Source organism: Pectinatus frisingensis, from assembly GCF_014076555.1.
Lineage (GTDB): Bacteria > Bacillota > Negativicutes > Selenomonadales > Selenomonadaceae > Pectinatus > Pectinatus frisingensis.
This window is the reverse complement of the sequence record NZ_CP045424.1, coordinates 2,678,055-2,699,986: the sequence shown is the minus strand read 5'-3', so window position 1 is coordinate 2,699,986 and position 21,932 is coordinate 2,678,055. Positions and strand designations below refer to the sequence as shown.

Sequence of the window (21,932 nt, the reverse complement as noted above, 5' to 3'; positions counted from 1 at the left end):
CAAAAACTTGATATAATAAAAAGGCGTCGAATCATTTACTTTATGATTTGATGCTTTTTTTTTGTGTTATAATGGTTTTGTTTGGTAATTTATTTGATTAGGCAAATGGATAAGGGGGATGCATATATTGCTGCGTATTGTGTTTATGGGAATATTGTCATTGGTTTGTTTGTCGCAGACAGCTGTGGCGGCGCCTATGCATGATAAGGCGGATTATACAGGGACAATAAGTGACTCGGTGAATAAGGTAAGTATTAAGTGGACACCAATAGCTGGTGCTGTTCAGTACAGGCTTAATATCACCGATAAAACAGTGATATTGAAAACAGTTAAGCCTATATATGCTGCTGGATGTGAGCTGGATGTGAAGGATTTGTCTGTTGATTTTAAAAATTTGGATTGGCAGGTACAAGGACTCGATTATAACGGCGCTCCGGTAAGTGAATACAGCAAGCCGGAACCTTTGTCGAATGCAATAATAAACAGTGATCGTCCTATTGCGACAACACAATTTGACAAGATGAAATATACACCGGTTTATCCCACATACTCATGGATACCATACTTGAATGCAGCCAAGTATGCGATACGTGTTTATCACAGTGATAGTGGCAGATTTGGCACGGCAGATACCTTATTACATGAATATAAGACGGATACAGGGTTTGATTTTTATGATCCGTCAGCCTATGTAAAGCCTGGACAATATTATTGGACTATTCAGGCGAGAAATGTTAATGATCGTCCAATAAGCCACTGGTCAAAGCCGATATATTTTTCTGTAATCAATAAAAATATTATTACAGCAGCTTTGGGAGATAGTATTACACATGGCGGCGGGGCAATTAGTACGCCACCGGGGTATCTTATATATGACTGGCAGACATATTGCCCGGTTCCGGTATTGAACATTGGCTATAGTGGGGATACCACGAGTGCAATGCTTAAACGTTTTACGTCCGACGTACTTCCATTTAAGCCGCAGGTCCTGGTGATAATGGGCGGTGTAAATGACATCCGAACCGGAATAACGGCTCAGGAGGTCATAAATAATTTGTCACAGATACGACAGCTGTGTATTGATAACAATATTATACCGGTATTGGTAACAGTTACACCTGTCGAACCGGCTAAGATGCAAATTGTCGGCAGAAATCCGCCTGATGACTGGCAGTCTCAGTTAAATACGGTTAATAATTGGATAATGTCCTACAAAAATTCAATAGATGTTGCGTCCCTTTTGACTGATAACAGTGGATTGCTGCGAAATGACTTTACGACTGATGGACTGCATCCTGATATGATCGGTAAGGAAATAATCGGGTCAACTATCGGACAGGCACTATTAAAAAATTATCCGGATATTTATAGTAAATAGGACAAGTTTGTGTAAAATTTCTGAGGAATGGTGATTGTTACGCCGGAAAATGATGATATAAAAAACGTCGAGTCAGCTATACGGGCAATCAATAAGCTTTGTGGACATTGTTCCATTTGCAGCAGCCAGTGTCCTGTGGCTGTTGCCCGGCGGGCGATGGAATCGTTGTGCTATGATTTGCAACGCACGCATGATGAAAATAACATGTGAGGCAAAAATACCGGGCAGCCCGGACTTAGTTTAAAAGTGATATGGAAATATAAATATATAGGTAATAATAAAAGAAATGTATTTTAGTGGAGCATAGAAAGTTCTTTATTATGATTTAATTTAAATGATTGTTTTGTGCAGATGATAAACATGTTATGGTTTATTGACAAAAAAAATTTTATCTGGTAGACTATATACGTTTAGCGATGAGCAGTATTATTCAGTTCTGTAGTAAAGCGAGGCGCGGTGGTGAAAGGCGTTGTTGGGACTGACGGCAGGCTGTTAGCTGTGAAAAATTAATATTTAAAGCGGGCTTATGCCAATCAGGGTGGAACCGCGGATTTATATCCGTCCCTGTGATGTTGTTAATATCACAGGGACGGTTTTATTTTTATTTATGCAGTTTATTATTAAAATATTGCCGAAACAACAAGAGGAGGTTTTTATTTTATGACATTTCAAGAAATTATTTTGGCTTTGCAAAATTTTTGGTCTGAGCAGGGCTGTATATTAATGCAGCCTTATGATGTAGAAAAAGGAGCCGGAACAATGAATCCGTCGACTTTTTTGCGCGTATTAGGACCTGAGCCATGGCATGTTGCCTATGTTGAACCATCACGCCGCCCGGCTGACGGACGCTATGGGGAAAATCCCAATAGGTTGTTCCAGCACCACCAGTTTCAGGTTATTATGAAACCATCACCTGATAATATTCAAGAACTTTATTTAGCCAGTTTAAAAAAACTTGGGGTTCATCCGGAAGACCATGATATTCGGTTTGTTGAAGATAATTGGGAATCACCGACTTTGGGTGCCTGGGGTCTTGGCTGGGAAGTCTGGCTGGATGGTATGGAAATAACACAGTTTACATATTTTCAACAAGTGGGCAGTGTGGATATAAGACCGGTGGCTTCAGAAATTACTTATGGATTGGAACGTCTGGCTATGTATATCCAAGGCAGGGAAAATGTTTTTGATATAGTTTGGTCAGGCGATTACACATACGGTGATGTATTTAAACAAAATGAATTCGAACAGTCTACGTATAATTTTGAATTAGCCGATACAAAGATGTTATTTGATTTATTTGACAAATATGAAAAAGAGGCTTTGCGTATAATTAAACTGGGATTTGTCCATCCTGCGTATGATTATGTTTTGAAATGCTCACATACATTTAATTTGCTTGATGCCAGAGGTGCAATCAGTGTATCTGAACGTACGGCATTTATCGGCAGAGTTAGGAATTTGTCACGGCAATGTGCAAAATGCTATCTAAAGCAGCGTGAGGAGCTTGGCTATCCAATGTTAAATCGAGGTGTTAAATGATGAGTAGGGATTTACTATTAGAAATAGGCACGGAGGAAGTTCCGGCACATTTTATGCCCGGGATTCTGCAGCAGCTTAAAGTAAAAGCAGCTGATAAGTTTGACCAGCTGCATATTGATGTGTCTGGAATAAGAACGCTGGGAACGCCGCGCCGTATTACTTTACTGATAAAAGGCATGGCGGAAAAACAGGCGGATATTTCTATAGAACACAAGGGACCGTCGACTAAAATAGCTTTTGATAAAGCAGGAAATCCGACTAAGGCTGCGGTAGGATTTGCCCGGGGCAAAAATATTCCGGTGGATAAATTGACGGTGAAAGACGGATATGTATACGCTGTCGTTCATGAGCAGGGAAAGGCAACAGCAAAATTACTGTCAGTGATTTTACCGGAACTTATAGAAAATTTAAATTTTCCTAAAACCATGCGTTGGGCTGATTTGGATTTTCATTTTGTCCGGCCGATTCGCTGGATCGTGGCATTGTTTGGTGATGAAATAATTAATTTTACTATTGCAAATGTGAAATCGGGTAATAAAACACGTGGACACAGGTTTTTAAGCGATGGTGAGCATATTATCCCTAATGCTTCAGAGTATGAAGAAGTATTGAAAAATCTCCATATTATAGTTGATCAAATTGAACGTCGGACAATGATCGAAAAGCAAATTAAAGAACTGGCGGAAGAAAATAACGGCATTGCGCAAATAACAGATGAATTGCTGGAGGAAGTCACCTATTTGGTTGAATATCCCACAGCGTTATGCGGCAGATTTGAGGATAAATATTTACAGCTGCCTAAGGAAGCTGTAATTACACCGATGCGTGAACATCAGCGGTATTTTCCGGTTGTAGATGCTGCTGGGAAGCTGTTGCCTTTATTTATTACGGTGCGAAATGGCGGCACTAAATCATTGCCAACAGTGCAGCATGGCAACGAACGTGTGCTGAGAGCAAGATTGGCTGATGCACAATTCTTTTTTGATGAAGATCGGAAAAAGAAATTAGCTGATTATCTCGAAAAATTAAAGGCTGTTGTTTTTCAGGAAGGGCTTGGCAGTGTTTATGATAAAACCCTGCGCTTGGAACAGTTGGCACAATATTTGGGCAGGGCAGTTGATGCGACTCCGGTTGATTTGGATGCGGCCAAACGGGCAGCTTTTTTATCCAAGGCTGATCTTGTTACCGGAATGGTTTGCGAATTTACTGAACTGCAGGGAATTATGGGGCGTGAATATGCGCTTTTGGATGGTGAAAGTGGTGCTGTGGCAACGGCGATAGATGAGCAATACATGCCGCGATTTGCCGGGGATAGATTACCGGGAACAGTAGCCGGCCGACTGGTCAGTCTGTCCGATAAAATTGATAATATTACGGCAACTTTCAGCCGCGGTCTTGTTCCGACTGGGTCGCAGGATCCATTTGCCTTGCGCAGACAGGCATTGGGAATTGTCAATATATTGATTGAGGGACAGATAAATATATCTTTGGCAAAGTTCATTGATAAGGCAATGAGTCTGCTTGATATTAATTCTAATAAAAAAACCGGATTATTGAATAGTATTGTCGATTTTATAAAATCACGGTTTAATACGGTACTCACTGCGGATGGTATTCGTTACGATGTTATTGATGCTGTCAGTGGAACTATTGATGATATTTATGCAGCATATAAAAAAGCCAAGGTAATCAATACTAAGGTGCTTGAAGGAGATTTGTCGGCAGCAATACAGGCTTTCATCAGAGTCAGTAATATTGCAAAAACGGATAATTTGCAAATGGATGCGGCCTTGTTTACCTGTAGGGAAGAAAAAGCGCTTTATGACAGTTATATTACGGTAAAAAAAGCCGTTGCCGAATACAAGTATGATTATGCGGGAGTAATTGATGAGTTAACAAAATTGACGGCACCGATTGATATGTTTTTTGATAAGGTAATGGTAATGGATAAAGATGAAGTGATAAAAAATAATCGGTTGGGCTTGTTGAAAAATATAGATAATTTAGTGAAAAAAACAGCTGATTTCAGCAGGATAGTCCTTTAAATAGAAGATACAGCTACGCTTTTAAGGCCGTTTTTTCATTTTCTTCAACCTGAGATAAATTTACAGTCTGCATTATTCGGTGAATAGGATAAAAACGGCTGCTATTGATAAATATAGTGGTAATAGGGCATGGCTATATCGGCTTAGTCCATGTCCTATCGAATAATAAGAGAAGGAATAAAATATATGGAAGAAAAAAATTTACAACGTAATTTAAAGGCACGTCATGTCGAAATGATAGCATTGGGAGGAACGATCGGTGTAGGCCTGTTTATGGGGTCAGCCAGTACTATTCAGACAGCCGGGCCATCAGTTTTGCTGTGTTATGGTGTGGCCGGACTGGTGATTTTTTTTGTAATGCGCATTATGGGGGAAATGCTGTATCTTGAGCCGGTGACAGGTTCTTTTGCTTCATATGGATATAAATATATTCACCCGTTTGCTGGTTATCTTACAGCATGGTGTTATTGGTTTTTGTGGGTGACTGTGGGCTTGTCGGAAATAACGGCAATCGGTATTTATGTAAAATATTGGTTTCCCTTTATGCCGCAGTGGATTTCAGCTTTTGGCGGCCTGCTTGTTGTGACACTTGCCAATATGGCGGCAGTAAAATATTATGGTGAATTTGAATTTTGGTTTTCTATTATAAAAATCACAACAATTGTTGTGATGATAGTCGTTGGGTTTGGTCTTATATTATTTGGTATAGGAAACGGGGGACAACCGATAGGATTTTCCAATCTTTGGACTCATGGCGGTTTTTTCCCAAATGGATTTAGCGGAATGCTGGCAGCATTATGTATAGTGACGGCATCTTTCCAAGGGGTGGAGTTAATCGGGATAACTGCCGGTGAAGCTCAACATCCACGGGAAACATTGCAAAAAGCGATTAAGGGAATTGTTTGGCGTATACTCATTTTTTACATCGGGGCGATTTTTATCGTAATTACTATTTATCCTTGGAATCAACTGGGTATGCTGGGTAGTCCGTTTGTGACAATATTTGCTAAAATAGGTATAACGGCGGCGGCCGGTATAATAAACTTTGTTGTTTTGACCGCGGCCTTATCGGGATGCAACAGCGGTATTTACAGTGCCGGACGGATGCTGTATACTTTGTCGGAAAACAATCAGGCGCCTAAATGGCTGGGGAAATTGTCAAAAACCGGAGTGCCGCGTAATGCAATATTTATTACAATGGCACTATTGAGTTTAGGTGTTGTTTTGAATTACCTGATTCCGGATTCAAAATTATTTTTGTACATTTATAGCGCCAGTGTATTTCCTGGAATGATTGCGTGGTTTGTTTTAGCAATAGCACAGAAAAATTTCCGCAAAAGTTATGGTAAAAAAATAATGGATCAACATCCTTTCAAATCACCACTTTATCCTTACAGTAATTACTTTTGTCTGATATTTCTGGTCTTTGTGACGGTCGGTATGTGGATCAATGATGATACCAGAACATCATTGATTATTGGCTGGATCTTTTGTGGTATTCTGGCAGTTTATTATTATCTGCGTCTGTCGGGAAACAGTTCGGTTTTACCTGAGAAGCACAATTGATAATGAAGATATTTTATGCTATACTTATCGGTGCTTAAAATTATATATTGTTAAATTAATGATGAAAAAGAGAGTATGTTCATTCTTTTATACAGAGAATATCGTTTAGGCTGAGAGGGATATTAAAAGTATGGGCAGAAGTTCACTTTTGAGTTCCATTGTGAAGGTTTTCTGTGTAACTGTGGCGTTGGCTGCGTTAAAGTCATATTGAGTATCAATTAGGGTGGTACCGCGGATTTTACTTCGCCCCTTGCAGGGGCGGAGTTTTTTTATTTTTGGGTGGATTTAATCATTTGATTTTATCGGAGGTATTTATTGTGGAACAGGAATTAATACAAATTAAAGAAAAGGCATTGGCAGCCATAAAAGCAGCCGATGATTTGACAGTTCTTAATGAACAAAGAGTAAGATATCTTGGTAAAAAAGGTTCGCTCACGGCTATACTGCGCGGTATGGGGAAATTGGCACCGGAAGAACGGCCGCGAATCGGGCAGCTTGTCAATAAAGTGCGTGCAGATATTGAATCATTGATTGAAGAAAAGCAGACAGCATTGAAGGCGCGTGAACTTTCCGACAGATTGGCCACGGAAAAAATTGATGTGACTCTGCCCGGACGTAAGCGGGAATTGGGTCATTTTCATCCGTTGACATTAACACTGAATAAACTAAAGGATATTTTCCGCAGCATGGGATATTCTATAGCGGAAGGACCGCAGATAGAAACAGATTATTTTAATTTTGAAGCATTGAACTTACCCAAAGATCATCCGGCACGTGATATGCAGGATTCATTTTATATTACTGATGAAATTCTTATGCGTACGCAGACTTCACCGGTGCAGGCCCGTACAATGCAGTCACACGAACCGAATAGTCCAATAAAGATAATAGCACCCGGCCGTGTATATCGTCGTGATGATTATGATGCGACTCATTCACCGATGTTTACTCAGGTGGAAGGATTATGCATTGACGAAAATATTAAATTCTCCGATTTGAAGGGAACTCTTACTATGGCCATGCAGCAGTTGTTTAATGATGATCTTAAACTGCGTTTTCGTCCCAGTTTTTTCCCATTTACCGAACCAAGTGCTGAAGTAGATATAAGTTGTGTAATGTGTCATGGCAAAGGATGCCGGGTATGCAAGGGCACTGGCTGGCTGGAAATATTGGGGGCTGGAATGGTTCATCCGCATGTATTGGAAATGAGCGGATATGATCCCCAAAAGGTCAGCGGGTTTGCTTTTGGTCTGGGAGTTGAACGCGTAGCTATGCTCGCTTACGGAATAGAAGACCTGAGGTTATTTTTTGATAATGATTTGCGATTTTTAAAACAATTTTGCTGATGTTGTTATAGGAGGAGAGTATTTGTATGCAAGTATCTATAAAATGGCTTAAGGATTATATCAATTTTACTCAAACACCGGAAAAATTGGCTGACATGCTTACAATGGCCGGGATACCGGTCGAAAGCATCATTGATCCTGGTGAAGGGCTGCAAAAAGTAATAACCGGACGGATAGAAAAAATAGTACCGCATGAAAATTCTGATCACTTGCAGATTTGTACGCTAAATGTAGGAATGGCAGAAAATTTGATTATAGTGACCGGAGCAAAAAATGTCGCCGAGGGGCAAATAGTGCCGGTGGCAATGGTTGGGGCGCATTTACCCAATGGTATGAAAATTTCTAAAGGAAAATTGCGCGGTGTGATGTCATGGGGCATGTTGTGTTCGGCCCAAGAGTTAAAACTGGATTTGGAAATGTTACCGGAAAAACAAAAGATTGGTATATATATATTGCCAGATGACACCCCGGTGGGAATAAATGTAAAAGATGTACTGGGGCTTAATGATGTCGTCTTAGAATTTGAATTGACAGCCAATCGTAGCGATTGCTTTAGCGTATATGGATTGGTGCGTGAAGTGGCAGCTTTAACCGGTAATCCGATAAAATGGCCGCTTATCACAGTACAGGAAGATGATCCGACGGCAATAAAAGACGTACTTTCCATTGATATAAAAGATGCGGATTTATGTCAACGTTTTTCTGCCCGTATGTTTAAAAATGTAAAAGTGGGGCCGTCACCGGAATGGATGCGGCAGCGTTTGGATGGCGCGGGCATACGGTCGATAAATAATGTTGTAGATGTAACAAATTTTGTTATGATTGAATTGGGGCAGCCGCTGCATGCTTATGATTATAATATGGTGGAAGGGCATAAACTGACGGCCCGCCGGGCGATTAGAGGCGAATTGCTGCACACACTGGATGATACAACCCGCAAAGCCGGTGATAATATGCTGGTTATTGCTGATGAAGAAAAAGCAGCCGGATTGGCGGGGATAATGGGTGGCATGGAAACAGAGATAACCGCTGGGACTACTGATGTAATCTTGGAAGCCGCCAGATTCTACGGTCCTAATATTCGTCGCACAGCACGGGCCTGTGGTTTGTCCTCAGAAGCTTCGGGACGATTTGAACGTGGTACGGATATTGAAAATACCACTCGTGCTCTTGATCGTGCAGCTCAATTGCTGCAAAGCATGGGAGCCTGTACTGTATGTAAAGGTATTTTGGATGTTTATCCAACTAAAAAAAATCCGGTTACGGTGAATTTTACTGTTGAAGCGATAAATAGACATTTAGGAACAAACATCGGTAAACAAACCATGCTGGAGATTTTGCAGAAGCTGGAAATAAATGCAGTTGACAGAGAAAAATACATCACAGTGGATGTTCCGTCTTGGCGTAATGATATAAATTGTATGCAGGATATTTCTGAGGAAATTGCCCGTATATATGGATTTGATAAAATAGATGCAACTTTACCGTCTGGTACTGCTTTACAGGGAAAGCAGTCGGAGCAGCAGGATTTTGTTGATAAAATCAAGCAGATCATGGTAAGCCAGGGCCTTTGTGAAACAGTGTCATTTAGTTTCACGCATCCGTCAGTTTTTGATAAATTAAATATGCCGGCAGATCATCATGCCCGTCAGGCAATTCCCATAATGAATCCGCTTACTGATGAATATCCACTAGTGCGGACTTGTCTGCTCAGTTCCGTAATGGAAAACCTGACACGTAACTTTTCTCGTAAGAATAATGATATAAAAATATTTGAAATTGGCACGGTATTTCAGCCTAAAACATTACCTGTAACCGAACAACCGCTTGAAAAATTAAAAATTGCTGGTGCTGTTTCCGGCAGAAGAGATGTTATTGGCTGGAACCAAGATGCGGAACCTGTCGACTTTTACGATGCAAAAGGTATTATTGAAATATTATTAGACAGATTATCGATAAAACATTATACAGTGGAAAACGGTGAGCATTTTGCTATGCATCCGGGCAAAACGGCATTTTTTAAAAAAGGACGCGATACAATATTTATTGTAGGTGAGTTACATCCTTCAGTTGCAGCTGCATTTGATATTACAAAACCGGTTTATATTTTCGCAGCTGATGTGGCAGCGTTGATGAAATATGCGGGCAGGGGATTAAAGAGTAAAACTTTACCCAAATATCCTGCAGTTACGCGAGATTTATCAATAATTGTAGATCGGGATACAGCTGCTGCGGCAGTTGAAAAGACGATAAATAAGGCGGCCGGACAATATTTGAGCAGGCTGGACTTGTTTGACGTATACGAAGGAAAACAGGTTGATAAGGACAAGAAAAGTATGACTTTTGCCCTGATTTTCCAAGCAAATGAAAAGACTCTTACCGACCAGGAAGTGGATGCTGGTTTCGCAGAGATTGTGACAGCGCTGCAAAAAAATTACAATGCTGCATTGCGTTCCTGATATAATGGGCATAAATAAAACGGCTTCACAAAATCTTTTGATTTTCGTGAAGCCGTTTTATTCAATAATGTATATTATTGATGGTCTTATGGATTAAAGTTTTTTTGTATTGTGGGGTTTGGGTTTAATGCAGTCAGAGTGCCAGCAACAAACTGCATTATTGCATGACTCATTTGAACCATAACATTCTTGATTACCCTCAAGCTTTTGAATAGCGTGAATGACATCTCGTTTAGTACGTAATCGCTTTGTATCGATGCCCTTTTCAGCAGCAATAATTTTTATATCTCTGAGCAGCATAAGATTACCTCCCCGTTCGTACACTATAAAAAATTATTATAACATTTATGCTTATTATACCATATCTGTGTGCGAAATATGTGTAAAATTGTTAATAAGTCTTTAATTATACAATAAAAGTTATCAGATTTGTGAACATTGACATCCAGTGATATCTATATCAGAATAAAAGCATAAAATTAAATAAAAAAGGAGTAAATATAATGAAAGATGTGTTGGATATGCATATGCATACAATTATGAGTGGACATGCTTACAGCAGTCTGTCTGAAATGATTGCAGCGGGCAGGCAAAAAGGCCTGTCTCTTATCGGAGTGACCGAACACGCACCGGCATTACCGGGAACTTGTCATGATATGTATTTTCATAATTTTAAAGTTATTGATCGAAATCAATGCGGTATGATGCTGATGATGGGGGCAGAAGTTAATGTAATGAGTTATGATGGCAGTGTTGATATGCCTGTGACAACATTAAAAAAACTTGATTATGCCATAATAAGTCTGCATGAACAATGTATAAAACCAGGAAATGCTGCAGATAACACCCGAGCACTTTTGCGGGCAATGGAAAATCCTTATGTCAGTATAATCGGACATCCGGATAATGGAATGTATCCGATTGACTTTTTGGCTGTGGTGCAGGCAGCAAAGAAAAATAATGTATTGCTGGAACTTAATAATAGTTCCTATAAGCCTGATAGTGGACGCATTCATTCACGGGAAAACGCATTGATAATGCTGGAGCTTTGTAAAAAATATGAAGTCAGTGTCATCATGGACAGTGATGCCCACATTGATGCTGATGTAGGAAATCATAAATACGTTTATGAGATTTTGCAGCAATCTGACTTTCCAGAGGAGTTAGTGGTGAATACTGATGCGAATAAATTTAGACGGTATTTAAAGCACCATTAAATCAATTGGTGTTGTTCGTTGAATTGAATTATTCGGCTGTTTTTTATATTTAATAAATCCCGCTCGTGATTAGTTATAAGCATGGTTTTCCCGACAGCGGAGAAAGCAGAGATAAAATCTTTTATCCAAATCTGCGATTTCTCGTCGAGCCCATTTAATGGTTCATCCATCATCAAGACATCAGGATTGAGTGCTAAAACTGCCGCGATAGATACTTTTTTCTTTTCACCGCCGCTTAGATGATAAGGAGCCCTGTTTTTTAGATGGCTTATTTTTAAAAAATCAAGCAGTTCGGTTACCCGTGCAGCTGTTGCAGATTCGGTAAAAGCCATTTGCCGTGGACCAAAGGCAACTTCATCGTAAACAGTTGGGTTAAATAATTGGGTATCGGGATTTTGGAATACATAACCAATGCGTTTGTGGAATTTTTTGGCAGTCAGATTGTCCTTTAAGGACAAAGGGGTGATTGGCTGTCCGTCAAAAAAATATTTACCACTAGAGGGGAATATCAGGCCATTCAATAGTTTAAATAAAGTCGATTTGCCGCATCCGTTAGGTCCGGTAAGCAGGATGAATTCACCAGATTTAATTTCAAGAGAAATATCATGGAGGGCAGGAATCTTTTCATAACTGTAATTTATATGAGACAATTTTATTAGAGCGGTCATATTATAGATATCCCTCTGTAAAAAAATATATACTTGATAAGATAATAATTATCATAACATAGACAATATAGCGTATTTCCATATGGTGCTGCTGCGAAATATGGTATTCTCCGGTGAAGCAGCGACATAACATAGCATCATGGGTGGCTGATGCATATTCTTGTGATTTTATGAAAGTCATGCCCAGAATATTCCCCAGACTTTGATATTTTTGGCGGTTTTTTCCTACTGAACGCAGATGCAGTGCCGTAAGTAATTCCTGGGCGGTATGTCCCAGGAGTACAATATATTTGACGGTCAGATCAAGTATCATGATGAACAGGCCGGGGATATGCAGCCCGCCCAATGCTTTGGTAATACTGTAAAAAGGTGTGGATAATGCCAAAGCAGTGACTGCACCGGTGGTTAAAAAAACTTTGAATGGCAGTAAGAAAAAACTGCTCCGCTCAAAAAGCGCGGCCGGTAATATTATTAAAAGAGAGAATAAGGCGGCAAATGCGGCCGGTTTTAATATTCTGAGAATAGTACAGCCGGTTAAACTGCACAGATAAATCAAGAATCCGGAAAGTACAATAGATAAGAATAATAGTTGATGTGATAAAGATATAAATAAAATTAGTAGGATTGTAAGGAAAATTTTAAACGAAGCGGTAAAAAAAACATCAGTATGGGCGGTAGAATTTTCTCGCAATGCTGTTAATTTAGTAATAACACTTAAAATTGTTTTGCTGAGAAAATTTTCATTATCGTTGACCGGTTGATAATCATCATTATTACCAAGCCATGCCGGCATATTGGTCAATAGCTTTTCGGAGTGGTCATCAGACGGCTTTATTTGTATCATTATGTGATCCTATTAGTTTAAAAATTATTATCAAGGCAGCTGCACCGATGACAGCAGATAAAATGTAACCGATGATGTCGGGCATGCCGGTCATCGTATAGTCTGGCAGCAAAGCGTGATAGTTGAAACCATTAGCAATTTTATCAGGAATATAACCCAGTACAGTTCCTAATGATGTATCTCCGGCTATTTCATCGGCACCCCATTCACCCCAGGCTGTACCATCAGCTAAAAGCCCCAAGGGTGATGCAATTACAAGAACGATCATCAATACGAAAACAGGATTAGTTTTTATCTTTTGTCCGTTGTGTATTATACCGGGAGATACTTTGACGATGAATTCGTAAATTGCCAAAGTGAAAATTGCTTCAGCAACACCGGCCACCAGCAAATGGGCAAGCATCATTGCCGGAACTGCTACTGATATCGGGTATGGACAGTATAGTGCATGACCGGCAGCATCGGTAAACAACAGTGGTTGTATGCCGAATTCAACGGCGGCAGCAAAGGCAGCAATATTGATGCCGATGTATGAGCCGATGACAATGGCGGTTTTCTCTCCCAAAGAAGTTGGCAGGATATCTTTTATCAACCGGAAAATATAATAACCGCTGAAAGGAAGCAAAAAAGCCATATTAAAACAATTTACGGCAAATGATATGATGCCACCGTCACCAAAAATTACGGCTTGTATAAGCAAGGCTACGCTTATGGCAATACAAGCGGCATAAGGACCAAGCAAAATAGCTACGAGAGTGCCTCCCACGGCATGTGCTGTGGTGCCGCCGGGGATAGGCAGGTTAAACATCATTAATAAAAAAGAAAAGGCGGCGCCGACACCGATAAGCGGTAGCTTATCCTTGGGCAATTCTTCTTTTACCTTTTTAATCGAGTAATACCATATGGGAATCATTATTGCCGTGAAGACACCACAGGTAGAAGGACTCAGATAATTGTCAGGAATATGCATGGATAATCGCCCCTTTAATAAATATGAATTATATAACAGCAATTTATAATAAACTATACGAGTATTCTATCATATTTTTATTGATAATAACAGTAAGTAAATGCCCGGCAGTATGTTTTCACACTGCCGGGCATTGTTCAATGCTTTGAGAATAAATTTAAAATGATAGTTAATAATATACTTATGAGTATTGAGGAAGCCAGAGGAAAATATATACCGAACCCCTTGCTTTCCCACTTGAAATCACCGGGAAGTTTACCAAGCGGCAGAAACTTTCCGCCAAAATGAAATATCAGTCCGGCGATAATCAATATCAGACCGGCATATATCATCAGTTTTCCTAGATCATTCATCAGGATGCTCCTTTAAAATAACGAAAATCAAGCATCATTTTCAGAATCAAATACAGCCATGGCTGCGACACTGTCATTAGCTTCTGTTTTCATTAGTTTTACTCCCTGGGTATTACGGCTGATCACGGAAATTCCATTGATTTCAGAACGAATGACGATACCTTCATTTGTTATCAACATAAATTCCTGATCTTGGCGGACCACTTTTATACCGATGACTTCACCGGTTTTTGCAGTAACCTTAATATTGATTATACCTTTACCCCCACGGGTTTGACGACGATATTCCGTAACGGAAGTGCGCTTTCCATAGCCGTTTTGTGTTACTGTGAGGACTTCGGCACCGCTGTGAACATTATCCATGCCGATGACGGCATCATCGGGGCGTAAAGAAATGCCTTTGACACCGCGTGTATTGCGTCCCATAGAACGTACATCGCTTTCCTTAAAGGAAATAGCATAGCCTTTTTTAGTACCCAAAATCACCTGGCGATCGCCGTCGGTCAGCTTTACTGCAATTAATTCGTCATCATCGTCGAGGGATAATGCAATAAGACCAGTCTTTTTCCGGGCCGTATCATATTCACTGAGAACAGTTTTTTTGATGATACCATTTTTAGTAGTCATAAATAAATATTTATGGTCATCAAAAGTATCTATGGGGATGACAGCCGTTATTTTTTCACCTGGTTCGACCGGCAGAAGATTTATTACGGCAGTTCCCTTGGCAGTCCGGCCTGATTCAGGAATTTCATAACCCATTAATTGATATACGCGGCCACGGTTGGTAAAGAAAAGGATTTTTCTATGCGTAGAGGTTATTATCATATTTTCTACAAAATCTTCTTCTTTGGTTCCCATGCCTGTTACACCGCGCCCACCGCGCTTTTGACTCCTGTAAACAGCTACAGGCTGGCGTTTAACGTAGTTATTATGCGTCATAGTTACTACGATATCTTCCTCGGCAATTAAATCGGCCAGATTGATTTCCGAAAGGTCCTGAGTTATCTGAGTACGGCGTTTGTCATTAAACTTATGTTTTACTTCAATAAGTTCTTCCTTAATAATATTGAGGATTTTTTGTTCATCGGCTAAAATATCTTTTAATTCTTCGATTGTTTGTAAAACCTGTTTATATTCTTCTTCAATTTTTTCCTGTTCTAAACCGGTTAAACGCTGCAGCCGTAAATCCAGAATTGCCTGGGCTTGTTTGTCACTGAGACCATAATTAGCTGTTAAACTTTCCTTGGCAATATCGGCTGTACGGGAATTTCTGATAGTGGAGATAACTGCGTCTAAATTTTCAAGGGCTATGGTCAGTCCTTCCAATATATGGGCACGGGCTTTTGCCTTGTCAAGGTCGAATTGTGTCCGCCGACGGACAACACTTTCTTGATGCTTGATGTAATAATTAAGTATTTGTGTTAAAGTCAGTATCCGTGGATGTCCATCTACCAAAGCCAGCATTATCACGCCGAAAGTATCTTGCAATTGAGTATGACGGTAAAGCTGGTTTAAAATTACGTCGGGGTTGATATCACGGCGCAGGTCAATGACAACGCTCATGCCGTTGCGATCAGATTCATCATTTAATCCGGTAATTCCCTCTATGGTTTTATCACGGACTAATTGCGCTATTTTTTCCACCAACCTGGCTTTATTTACCTGATAGGGCAATTCTGTGACAATTATGCGTGATTTACCATTGGGTTTTTCTTCGATATGGGTGCAGGCTCGCATTTTTACCGCACCACGGCCTGTTGTATAGGCGGAAATGATTCCCTCAGTACCCATAATCAACCCGCCGGTAGGGAAATCAGGTCCCTTGATAGCGGTCATCAATTCTGCAATAGTCACATCAGGATTATCGATCATCATCAAGATGCCGTCAATAACTTCGCCTAAATTGTGTGGTGGAATGTTAGTCGCCATGCCCACAGCAATGCCGGCAGAGCCATTAACTAAAAGATTTGGCATTTTGGAAGGCAGTACAGTAGGTTCTTTTAAGGATTCATCATAGTTAGGCATGAAATCGACAGTGTCCTTATCAATGTCGGACAGCATTATTTCGGCTATTTTAGACATACGGACTTCAGTATAACGCATTGCCGCCGCCGAATCACCATCGACGGAACCAAAATTACCATGTCCGTCAGCCAGCATATAACGATAGGAAAAGTTTTGTGCCATGCGTACTATTGTTTCATATACCGAAGTGTCACCATGCGGATGATACTTACCTAAAACTTCCCCGACAATACGTGCTGATTTTTTGTAAGGTTTATTCGATGCCATACCTGCTTCCTGCATGGCGTACAGTATACGACGGTGAACCGGTTTTAATCCATCGCGCACATCAGGCAGCGCTCTCGTAACGATAACACTCATAGCGTAATCGATATAAGAGGTTTTCATCTCTTCTTCAAGTTTAACAGGAATGACCTTGCCTAAATTTCCCAGTTGGTTAGATCCTCCCTGATCTTGATTTGGAGTCTCGTTATTTTTATCAAAATCGTCTGCCACTTTCTCACCTCAAATGTATAATAAACGGCAGAATAGCCGCTTGAGAGCATAAATATTCACATATATATTACCATTTTTCGAACTAAAAGTCCAATTTTGGCAAATGATCAGGTAAAACATTATTAAAAAGCCCGCTGCACTATCAGACTACGATTGTCCTCAAAATAGATACAGTGGGTTTTTATAGGATTTTATTTGATATTAATATTATTTTATTAAATCAATTTTTCCGGTGTCCGGGTCAATGATAAGGCCATGCACAGGTATATCATCGGGTAAATACTTACTGGCTTTGATATTGGCAACTGATTCCGTAACATTCTGGCAGGATGTGTGGAATGCATCGGCCCAGTTTCTTAAATCCGGCAAAATATCATTGATAATATTATCGTTGATGCCATGGATGCGCATATGATCGACAAGACCTTGTGAAGTGGTTTTCTCCATACCGCATTGATAATGTCCGATAACTACTATTTCTTTTACTTGGAGTTCATAAACACAAATCATAAGACTTTTTATTACATCATTAAAATCACTGCCTACAGTATTACCGGCTGTCTTTATGATTTTCACAGTACCCCGCTCTATTCCCGCGGCCGGTTCCAAAAAATTAACTAAACGCGTGTCCATACAGGTAACAATTGCTGCATGGTATTGGGGAAATTTGCTGATAGGTGTATGGGAAGATTTCATGAATGCCTTATTGGCAGTTAAGATTTTATCGACAATACTCATATACCGATACCCCTTTATGTGGCTTTTATTGACAAATGATCTGTCATAAAATTATAAAATTTGGTGACATTGCCTTTAGAAAAGCCTTTTTTTTCAATTATAAATGAACCTTTATTTTTTTTCAGGAACAGATAAAAACAAGTATCTCGTTCAACTATTTTACTTATGGTGTTATATGGTATTTTTTCTCGTTTAGTGTCTGTTTCTATAAACATGTGATGTTCATAAAAACGTATTTTCAAGGATTTTCCGCTGCGTTTGACTAGAATAAGCATACTGATATAGCTGGCAACAAAATACATCAGAAACATTGCCAGGACAAACAAGCCGATACGTTCTATGGAATGGCTGTTCCTGTATTCAAGAATACTTACAAGTACGAGAAGCAGGGCATATAACCATATCTGTTTATGAAGGTTTACATAACTAATAAATTCGCGGCAAAGTTTACGATTAAAGCGGGTCTCCGTAATAAAATTTTCATTCATTGTCATTAGTCCTAATCATTAATTTTGGTTTGGCCAAGTCTTGTACGCAAAAATAGGGTGAAATCAGCGGGGGTACCTTCTGTAAAAGTGTCTTTGGCAATTACATACATGATCGAATCAAGTTCCCTTGTCCAGATAAAAAAGTATTGGCTGGTTTGATGATATTTTTTTATATCCGTATAGTTCAATTTAATTATTTCATGATTCTTATTGACGACGATGCCGGTATCACTAAAAGTCATTTTAATGATGCAGTCACCGTCTTTTTTATAGAAATTTTTGCCGATAAACCACGGTGCAGTTCCGAGTGCAGCGATAAGGAATATACCGGGAATAAAAGCAACGTCAGCCCAAAATGCCTGAATGAAGGAATAACCATTTATGATGTAAAGTGGACATATAGCAGTCAAAATAATACCTAAGACGAAAAATAATTGAAAAACGATGTTGTGCCATATCAGATATCTGGCAGCAGCAAAACAAAGCTGTTTGGTAAGACGGGTTTCAGTAGAGAAGTTAGTATTCATCATTTTGCTAAAAAACGGCACTGTATAAAAATATGCAATGCCGTTTTATCCTTAAAATATATTGTGAGCACAGACAATTGTTTGATCACGGTTAGGACCAACTGATACAAAACCGATTTTTACATCAGTGACTTCGGACAGTCGTTTTAGGTATATTTGCGCTTCTTTAGGCAAATCTTCGTATTTCCTGATAGCGCATGTATCGGTGTTCCATCCGGCAAAAGTTTCATATACCGGTTCTATTTTACCGAGAATACGCAGGTTGGCGGGCATTTCGTCAATTATTTTGCCATTATATTTATAAGCTACACACATTTTTATTTCATCAAAATGATCCAGAATATCTAACCGGGTGATGGCAAGATAATCCAGACTGCCTAGATATCCGGCGTATTTTACAACACATGCATCGAGCCAGCCGGTACGACGGGGACGCCCTGTAACGGTGCCAAATTCATGACCTACATTGCGGATTTTATTGCCAATCTCATTGAGTTGTTCTGTTGGGAATGGACCTTCACCAACGCGGGTACAGTAAGCCTTTACAACACCGACCGTAGTGTTGATGTTTCTTGGACCGATTCCGGCACCCACGCATACGCCACCGGCAATCGGATGTGAAGCGGTAACATAAGGGTATGTACCATAGTCGATATCAAGCATTGTGGCTTGGGCTCCTTCAAACAGGACTTTTTTGCCGTCCCGGACTGCTTTGTTAAGATATGAAGGAGTATCGATTATAAAGGGACGAAGTTTATCCGCATAGCCGCGGTATTCCTTTAATATTTTTTCATAACTGAGTGGCTGTTGTCCGTAAAGTATCTCCAGTTCACGGTTCTTGGTTTCAAGATTAGTTTTTAGTTTAGCGGCAAATACTTCATCATCGATGAGATCACACATGCGGATACCGATTCTTCTGTCACGGTCCATATAGCAAGGACCAATACCACGCTTAGTGGTGCCGATCTTGGCATGGCCGCGGTTGTCTTCTTCCAAACCATCCATTAAACGATGATAAGGCATAACTACTTGTGCCCGATTGGAAATCAGATAGTCGGCAATTTCTATGCCTTCTTTTTTTAGGTTTTCTATTTCGGATAGAAGCACTTCGGGATCAAAAACGACACCATCACCAATGATACATTTTTTCCCCTTGTATAATATACCTGAAGGCATGAGGCGTAATTTAAATTCTTTGCCGCCGACGCTTACAGTATGTCCGGCATTGCTGCCGCCTTGATAACGCACAACGATATCAGATTGTTCAGCAAGATAATCAACAATTTTGCCTTTTCCCTCGTCACCCCATTGTGTGCCTGTAACAACGACTGTTGACATATAGAATCCCTCTTTCTATAGCAGTAAAACTGCAGGTTTAAAATTCATTCAAATAGTCATTCATGGTAGAATAGTTTGGATAAATTAAAGTGTTGGTATTAAATGCCAAAGCGGCTCAATATCATATCAACATGACGCAGGAACCATTTATAATCAAAACAGCTGTCCACTTCTTCTTTGGTGAGGTAATGCATAATATCAGGATCTTTTTCTATGTTGGAGCGAAAATCTTCGCCTTCCAGCCAACGGCGCATTGCATTGCGCTGCACCCATTTGTAAGCATCTTCGCGCAGGACACCCTTATTTACAATTGCCAGCATGATACGCTGACTGTAGATAAGACCACCGGTTTTATTCATGTTTTTCATCATATTATCAGGGTAGATGAGTAATTTATCTATTATGTTAGTAAATTTGCGTAAGCAATAATCAACGATAATTGTACTGTCAGGCAGTATTACACGTTCAACGGAAGAATGAGAAATATCGCGTTCGTGCCATAATGTTATATCTTCCATTGATGCTAATGCATTGCCGCGGACCAGCCGGGCCAGACCTGAGATTCTTTCGCAGGTTATAGGATTGCGTTTATGCGGCATGGCAGAAGATCCCTTTTGACCGGGACTGAAATATTCTTCAGCTTCGCGAATATCGGTGCGCTGCCAATTACGGATTTCTGTAGCAAATCTTTCTAAAGAGCTGGCAGTAATGGCAAGCATTGTCATATATTCGGCATGACGGTCACGTTGTACCACCTGTGTAGCCAGCGGTACAGGTGTAAGCCCCAGCTTTTTGCACACCAATTCTTCAATGCGGGGATCAATATTAGAATATGTACCTACAGCACCTGATAATTTACCCACCGATACAATCTTGCGGGCATGTTCGATACGTTCTAAGTCGCGGCCCAGTTCCGAATACCAAAGAGCAAATTTCAGTCCTAAAGTCATCGGTTCGGCATGGATGCCGTGAGTGCGGCCGATACAGGGCGTATGACGATGTTCATTGGCACGGCGTAATAAGACTTCACGCAATTTTTTGATATCTTCAATAATTATGTCAGCTGATTTTTTCATCATAATACCAAGTGCGGTATCCTTTACATCACTTGAAGTAAGTCCCTTGTGGATATATTTGGAATCATCACCTACGTATTCAGCAACGTTGGTAAGGAAAGCAATAATGTCATGATTGGTAACTTTTTCAATCTCTTTTACGCGTGGCAGATCAAATTTTGCCTTGGCTCGAATATTTTTGGCTGCTTCCTTAGGGATTTCTCCGAGATCAGCCATTGCCTCACAAGCTGCTATTTCCACGTCAAGCATCACTTCAAATTCATGTTGAAGTGTCCAGATATGTCCCATTTCTGGGTTGGTATAACGTTCAATCATTTGGCAGGGTTCCTCCTATGACAAAAAAATATACGGGGACTTTATCCCCGTATATCATAGCATTGACCGACTACCATGTCAATTTTAAACTGGCAGGCCGGCTAAATTGTCCAAACAGATGGTGCCTCAGAGCGGAATCGAACCACTGACACGGGGATTTTCAGTCCCCTGCTCTACCGACTGAGCTACCGAGGCATATAAAAAATAACATGGCAAGCCATGTTATTTATATTCAAATGGCGACCCGAAGGGGACTTGAACCCCTGACCTCCGCCGTGACAGGGCGGCATTCTAACCAACTAAACTACCGGGCCGTGATTGGTGGGCGATAACAGGATCGAACTGCTGACATCTTGCTTGTAAGGCAAGCGCTCTCCCAGCTGAGCTAATCGCCCGAATATGGTGACGCCTATGGGATTCGAACCCATGAACCCGCCGTGAAAGGGCGGTGTCTTAACCGCTTGACGAAGGCGCCGATACTCTTATTTATAGAACTATCAGTTACGAGCAAAAATGATTTTATCATAATTGAAAATAAAATG

At 40.2% G+C, this 21,932-nt stretch carries 19 protein-coding genes, 4 tRNA genes and 1 other annotated feature; of the genes, 8 read left to right on the top strand and 15 right to left on the bottom strand.

Annotated elements, in window-relative coordinates; translation table 11 throughout:
- The first annotated feature begins 127 nt into the window (after positions 1-127).
- From F8M42_RS12695 to pheT, 7 genes are all read left to right on the top strand, one after another.
- Entirely contained in the window at positions 128-1,378 is a 1,251-nt protein-coding gene (locus F8M42_RS12695; RefSeq protein ID WP_182187105.1) for an SGNH/GDSL hydrolase family protein, read from the top strand.
- A 27-nt stretch (positions 1,379-1,405) separates the two neighbouring features.
- On the top strand, positions 1,406-1,588 hold the full coding sequence (locus F8M42_RS12690; RefSeq protein ID WP_182187103.1) for a hypothetical protein: 183 nt from the start codon (positions 1,406-1,408) through the stop codon (positions 1,586-1,588).
- Between the two features lie 450 nt (positions 1,589-2,038).
- Positions 2,039-2,917, top strand: coding sequence for a glycine--tRNA ligase subunit alpha (glyQ, locus tag F8M42_RS12685; RefSeq protein ID WP_182187101.1), 879 nt, complete (start codon positions 2,039-2,041; stop codon positions 2,915-2,917).
- On the top strand, positions 2,917-4,962 hold the full coding sequence (gene glyS, locus F8M42_RS12680) for a glycine--tRNA ligase subunit beta (RefSeq protein WP_182188757.1): 2,046 nt from the start codon (positions 2,917-2,919) through the stop codon (positions 4,960-4,962). Before glyQ ends, glyS begins: the two co-directional genes overlap by 1 nt.
- A 186-nt stretch (positions 4,963-5,148) precedes the next feature.
- Positions 5,149-6,528, top strand: a complete 1,380-nt coding sequence (locus F8M42_RS12675; protein ID WP_182187099.1) for an amino acid permease — start codon at positions 5,149-5,151, stop codon at positions 6,526-6,528.
- A gap of 52 nt (positions 6,529-6,580) precedes the next feature.
- Positions 6,581-6,782 (top strand) — a binding site (T-box leader).
- 63 nt (positions 6,783-6,845) lie between these two features.
- On the top strand, positions 6,846-7,874 hold the full coding sequence (pheS, locus tag F8M42_RS12670; protein WP_182187097.1) for a phenylalanine--tRNA ligase subunit alpha: 1,029 nt from the start codon (positions 6,846-6,848) through the stop codon (positions 7,872-7,874).
- Between the two features lie 26 nt (positions 7,875-7,900).
- A complete protein-coding gene (gene pheT / locus F8M42_RS12665; RefSeq protein WP_182187095.1) occupies positions 7,901-10,333 on the top strand; it encodes a phenylalanine--tRNA ligase subunit beta in 2,433 nt (810 codons plus the stop codon).
- 93 nt (positions 10,334-10,426) lie between these two features.
- On the opposite strand, the gene F8M42_RS12660 is transcribed toward pheT, so the two are convergent.
- Positions 10,427-10,633: an SAP domain-containing protein gene (locus F8M42_RS12660; RefSeq protein WP_182187093.1), complete on the bottom strand. Its 207-nt coding sequence runs from the start codon at positions 10,631-10,633 to the stop codon at positions 10,427-10,429.
- Between the two features lie 203 nt (positions 10,634-10,836).
- Here F8M42_RS12660 and F8M42_RS12655 point away from each other — a divergent pair, with 203 nt between their 5' ends.
- Entirely contained in the window at positions 10,837-11,550 is a 714-nt protein-coding gene (locus tag F8M42_RS12655) for a phosphatase (RefSeq protein ID WP_182187091.1), read from the top strand.
- On the opposite strand, the gene F8M42_RS12650 is transcribed toward F8M42_RS12655, so the two are convergent.
- The 14 genes from F8M42_RS12650 to F8M42_RS12585 all read right to left on the bottom strand — a co-directional run bounded on the left by F8M42_RS12650 (position 11,547) and on the right by F8M42_RS12585 (position 21,865).
- On the bottom strand, positions 11,547-12,218 hold the full coding sequence (locus F8M42_RS12650; RefSeq protein WP_182187089.1) for an energy-coupling factor ABC transporter ATP-binding protein: 672 nt from the start codon (positions 12,216-12,218) through the stop codon (positions 11,547-11,549). The genes F8M42_RS12655 and F8M42_RS12650 overlap by 4 nt on opposite strands.
- Position 12,219: 1 nt before the next feature.
- Entirely contained in the window at positions 12,220-13,062 is an 843-nt protein-coding gene (locus tag F8M42_RS12645) for an energy-coupling factor transporter transmembrane component T (protein WP_182187087.1), read from the bottom strand.
- Positions 13,040-14,032, bottom strand: a complete 993-nt coding sequence (gene cbiM / locus F8M42_RS12640; protein ID WP_182187085.1) for a cobalt transporter CbiM — start codon at positions 14,030-14,032, stop codon at positions 13,040-13,042. The genes F8M42_RS12645 and cbiM overlap by 23 nt, the downstream gene beginning before the upstream one ends.
- Before the next feature lie 137 nt (positions 14,033-14,169).
- Entirely contained in the window at positions 14,170-14,385 is a 216-nt protein-coding gene (locus F8M42_RS12635) for a DUF2905 domain-containing protein (protein WP_182187083.1), read from the bottom strand.
- A gap of 27 nt (positions 14,386-14,412) precedes the next feature.
- The gene (gene gyrA, locus F8M42_RS12630; RefSeq protein ID WP_182188756.1) at positions 14,413-16,800 is read right to left on the bottom strand and encodes a DNA gyrase subunit A; all 2,388 of its coding nucleotides are present in this window, start codon (positions 16,798-16,800) and stop codon (positions 14,413-14,415) included.
- Between the two features lie 315 nt (positions 16,801-17,115).
- Complete coding sequence (locus F8M42_RS12625) at positions 17,116-17,646, bottom strand: beta-class carbonic anhydrase (RefSeq protein ID WP_182187081.1); 531 nt, start codon at positions 17,644-17,646, stop codon at positions 17,116-17,118.
- A 14-nt stretch (positions 17,647-17,660) separates the two neighbouring features.
- Positions 17,661-18,134 carry a YcxB family protein gene (locus F8M42_RS12620; protein ID WP_182187079.1) on the bottom strand — a complete coding sequence of 158 codons (474 nt, stop codon included), beginning with the start codon at positions 18,132-18,134 and terminating at the stop codon, positions 17,661-17,663.
- 11 nt (positions 18,135-18,145) lie between these two features.
- Positions 18,146-18,664, bottom strand: a complete 519-nt coding sequence (locus tag F8M42_RS12615; protein WP_182187077.1) for a YcxB family protein — start codon at positions 18,662-18,664, stop codon at positions 18,146-18,148.
- 48 nt (positions 18,665-18,712) lie between these two features.
- Positions 18,713-19,999, bottom strand: a complete 1,287-nt coding sequence (locus F8M42_RS12610; protein ID WP_182187075.1) for an adenylosuccinate synthase — start codon at positions 19,997-19,999, stop codon at positions 18,713-18,715.
- Positions 20,000-20,097: 98 nt separating this feature from the next.
- Positions 20,098-21,390 carry an adenylosuccinate lyase gene (gene purB / locus F8M42_RS12605; RefSeq protein ID WP_182187073.1) on the bottom strand — a complete coding sequence of 431 codons (1,293 nt, stop codon included), beginning with the start codon at positions 21,388-21,390 and terminating at the stop codon, positions 20,098-20,100.
- A 119-nt stretch (positions 21,391-21,509) separates the two neighbouring features.
- Positions 21,510-21,585, bottom strand: a tRNA-Phe gene (locus F8M42_RS12600).
- A 42-nt stretch (positions 21,586-21,627) separates the two neighbouring features.
- Positions 21,628-21,704 (bottom strand) — tRNA-Asp (locus F8M42_RS12595).
- A 5-nt stretch (positions 21,705-21,709) separates the two neighbouring features.
- Positions 21,710-21,785 (bottom strand) — tRNA-Val (locus F8M42_RS12590).
- A 5-nt stretch (positions 21,786-21,790) separates the two neighbouring features.
- A tRNA-Glu gene (locus F8M42_RS12585) sits at positions 21,791-21,865 on the bottom strand.
- Between the last annotated feature and the right edge of the window lie 67 nt (positions 21,866-21,932).